Genomic DNA, 3,343 nt, shown 5'->3' on the forward strand with positions numbered 1-3,343 from the left:
CCCGAGCAGGACACCTGAGTCGCACCGTCCATCAGACGGGCGAAGTCATAGGTCACATGCTTGCTCTGAATGGCTTTTTCCAGCGACTCGACGATCAGGTCTGCAGCCTCGCGCCAGCCCATGTGGCGCAGCATCATCTCAGCGCACAGGATCATGGAGCCCGGATTCACATAATCCTTGCCCGCATAGCGCGGCGCCGTGCCGTGGGTGGCTTCAAAGCAGGCAATGCTCTCCGACAGGTTGGCACCGGGAGCAATGCCGATGCCACCCACCTGCGCGGCCAGCGCATCCGAGATGTAGTCGCCATTGAGATTGAGCGTGGCCACCACCGAATACTCGGCCGGACGCATCAGAATCTGCTGCAAAAAGGCGTCGGTGATCGAGTCCTTGATGATGATGTCCTTGCCGGTCTTCGGGTGCTTGATGCGGCACCAGGGGCCGCCGTCGATCAACTCGGCACCGAACTCGCGCTGCGCCAGCGCGTAGCCCCAGTCACGGAATGCGCCTTCCGTGTACTTCATGATGTTGCCCTTGTGAACCAGGGTCACGCTGGGCTTGTTGTTATCGATGGCGTACTGGATGGCCTTGCGCACCAGGCGCTCCGTGCCCTCGCGCGAGACGGGCTTGATGCCGATGCCCGAGGTTTCGGGAAAGCGGATCTTGTTGGCGCCCATTTCCTTGGCCAGGAAGTCGATGAGCTTCCTCGCCTTCTCGCTGCCGGCCGCGTATTCGATGCCCGCGTAGATGTCCTCCGAGTTCTCGCGGAAGATCACCATATTCGTCTTCTCGGGCTCCTTGAGTGGCGAAGGCACGCCCTTGAAGTACTGCACGGGGCGCAGGCAGACATACAAGTCCAGCTCCTGGCGCAGTGCCACGTTCAGCGAGCGGATGCCGCCGCCCACGGGCGTGGTCAGCGGGCCCTTGATGGACACCGCATAGTCGCGCACGGCGGCCACGGTTTCCTCGGGCAGCCAGACATCGGGGCCGTAGATGCGCGTAGCCTTCTCGCCTGCATACACTTCCATCCAGGCAATCTTGCGCTGGCTGCCATAGGCCTTGGCCACGGCAGCGTCAGCCACCTTGCGCATCACCGGCGTCACATCGACGCCGACACCATCGCCCTCGATGAAAGGAATGATGGGTTGATTCGGAACATTCAGTGTCTTGTCCGCATTGATGCTGATCTTCTCACCCTGCGGCGGAACCTGGATGTGCTGGGACTTACTCATGCTGTGGAATCTCCTAGTCTTGAATACTGCGCGGTGGCGCACCTTTTTGGTGCTGCTTCTTGCCCCCGATTTTGGCACCTTGAACTCAGCAAATTTTAAGAAATGCCGCATAAAAATCTGTCAACGGCGGCACAGGGCTGCCGTTGAGAGGGTGTGGAGGCAGATGGGCTGCTCCACACTTCAACCTGAAACCTGGCATTGCCGCATATTTGGGAAATTGGCATCCATGAAAAAACTACTCGCTGTCCTGATTGCTGGTTCGTTCGCTGCTGGCGCCTTTGCTCAAGCCGCCACGCCGGCGCAGCCTGCCACCCCTGCCGCTGCAGCAGCGGCACCTACCGCCAAACATATGAAGGCCAAGCCGGCCAAAAAGCATCATATGCAGCACAGCACCAAGAAGATGCACAAGCCCGCCTGATCGCCCGCTGAAAGCAGCCGGCGGCATCGAGGCCCATGGCCTTGACCGCCGGATCTGACTCGCCCCAGGGCCTGCCGGACCGCAAGTTCTGCAGGCCCTGCATTTTGCAGACCGGCTGCGGCCGCATCCCCATGACGCGGATTTGCACCGCAACCCGCCCGGATTGCTATAGGCTTGCGACTTCCGACTTCCTGTTTGGCAAGCAAGGCTCATGAAGACCCTCTCCACCAAGACACCCCAACAATCCGGCTGGCGCGCTCCGCTGCTGGCCCTGGCCTGTACCGCCCTGCTGGGCCTGTTCGGCAGCCCCGCCATGGCCCGCGACGAAGGTCAGCCACAGATGAATCTGCGCCGCATCGACCTGACGGCCGGCATGTACCGCATCGATACCCAACTGGCCATCACGCCGCAGCAGCGCGAAATCGGTCTCATGTTCCGCAAGGAAATGCCGCAGCAGGAAGGCATGCTCTTTGTCTTCGAGGTGCCCGGCGTGCAGTGCTTCTGGATGCGCAACACCATCCTGCCGCTGACGGCGGCCTTTGTGGCCGATGACGGCACCATCGTCAATCTGGCCGACATGAAGCCCATGAGCGAAGACTCTCACTGCTCGGCCAAGCCCGTGCGCTATGTGCTGGAGATGAACCAGGGCTGGTTCACCAAGCGCGGCATCAAGGCCGGCACCAAGCTGGGTGGTGCGCCCTTCAATCGCTAAGCACCGCCAGAATCCGCATCCTTCGTGCTCTGCCAGCCGCGGTTTCCACAGGCACTGAGCGATATCGCCGTTGCACTGCTGCGGAGATTGGAAAAATCGCAAGCGCTTGAGTCCTGCCCCGGCTTCACGGCAAGGATTGATGGCGAATTACTGCATGCACCCTACCGCGTGTACTACGACGAACCTGAGCTGCAGCAATGCATTCAGGAAAGCAGCGGCCCCACACACCAACTGGCCCTGTGCCTGGGCAGCCGCCACGCCAACGGCCATGTGCGCGAAACCTGTCTGCGCCAGCTGCTGGCGCATGACTGCGACTGGGTGCTGCCGTTTGTGGTCCGAGCGGCTGGCGAGTATGTACTGGAAATTTCCGAGCATCTGACAGCCCAGACCCATAGGCTATCGCCACACAGCTACGGGCGTTTTGCTGCCGAAAACCCCGATTTTGTGACTGCCTGCAAGCAGCAGGCCGCCAGTTACTGGGACTGCTACCACCGCCAACGCTATCCGCTGCTGCACGAACACCCAGGCATACGATTTCTGCGCTGGGTTGACGAGGCACGGCAATCACTGCCCCACGCGGATTGATGCCACTTTGCGCAGAACGCGCGGTCCATGCCGATAGTGGTTGCGCGCTGCCGGTGGGAGCACGCTCTTGAGCATTCGGTAATCGCAGGCACCAAAGTACTGAAAGTTGCGCCGACCTTCGCGCAGCGTCATATGGTTGGGGCCCGAGTATTCATCCGGGCAGTCCACATCCCAACCGCTGTCCTCCCAGAAGCAGACGCTGCAAATGCTGTACTCGCCACGCTCATCCAGCGAGAAATAGTCGCAGCACGGACACTGATACAGCGGCATGGAGCGCCTTTCATAAATTCGGATCAAATCAAGCTATAGCGCTTATACATCATGCACAGGCAGCTTCTATTTATATAGCAACTACGGAGACCGGACACAAAAAAGCCGGCGACCTTTTCAGGTCGACCG

Annotated in this window: 5 protein-coding genes; 3 read left to right on the forward strand and 2 right to left on the reverse strand. The window is 60.3% G+C overall.

The annotated features are described in order from the left end of the window. Positions 1–1,229 (reverse strand): NADP-dependent isocitrate dehydrogenase (icd, locus tag ACLBXN_RS19010; RefSeq protein ID WP_447613175.1); only part of this gene is annotated, 1,229 nt, incomplete at its 3' end. Here icd and ACLBXN_RS19015 point away from each other — a divergent pair. The 3 genes from ACLBXN_RS19015 (at position 1,228) to ACLBXN_RS19025 (ending at position 2,944) form a co-directional block, all read left to right on the forward strand. Continuing rightward, positions 1,228–1,647, forward strand: a complete 420-nt coding sequence (locus ACLBXN_RS19015; protein WP_343677618.1) for a hypothetical protein — start codon at positions 1,228–1,230, stop codon at positions 1,645–1,647. The genes icd and ACLBXN_RS19015 overlap by 2 nt on opposite strands. Before the next feature lie 211 nt (positions 1,648–1,858). Continuing rightward, the gene (locus tag ACLBXN_RS19020) at positions 1,859–2,359 is read left to right on the forward strand and encodes a DUF192 domain-containing protein (protein WP_447613176.1); all 501 of its coding nucleotides are present in this window, start codon (positions 1,859–1,861) and stop codon (positions 2,357–2,359) included. Between the two features lie 87 nt (positions 2,360–2,446). After that, positions 2,447–2,944 carry a hypothetical protein gene (locus ACLBXN_RS19025; RefSeq protein WP_447613177.1) on the forward strand — a complete coding sequence of 166 codons (498 nt, stop codon included), beginning with the start codon at positions 2,447–2,449 and terminating at the stop codon, positions 2,942–2,944. Here the strand turns inward: ACLBXN_RS19025 and ACLBXN_RS19030 are convergent. Beyond that, on the reverse strand, positions 2,924–3,214 hold the full coding sequence (locus ACLBXN_RS19030; protein ID WP_447613178.1) for a CPCC family cysteine-rich protein: 291 nt from the start codon (positions 3,212–3,214) through the stop codon (positions 2,924–2,926). The two genes, ACLBXN_RS19025 and ACLBXN_RS19030, sit on opposite strands and share 21 nt — an antisense overlap. Positions 3,215–3,343 lie beyond the last annotated feature (129 nt).

Source organism: Comamonas sp. C24C (assembly GCF_053345995.1).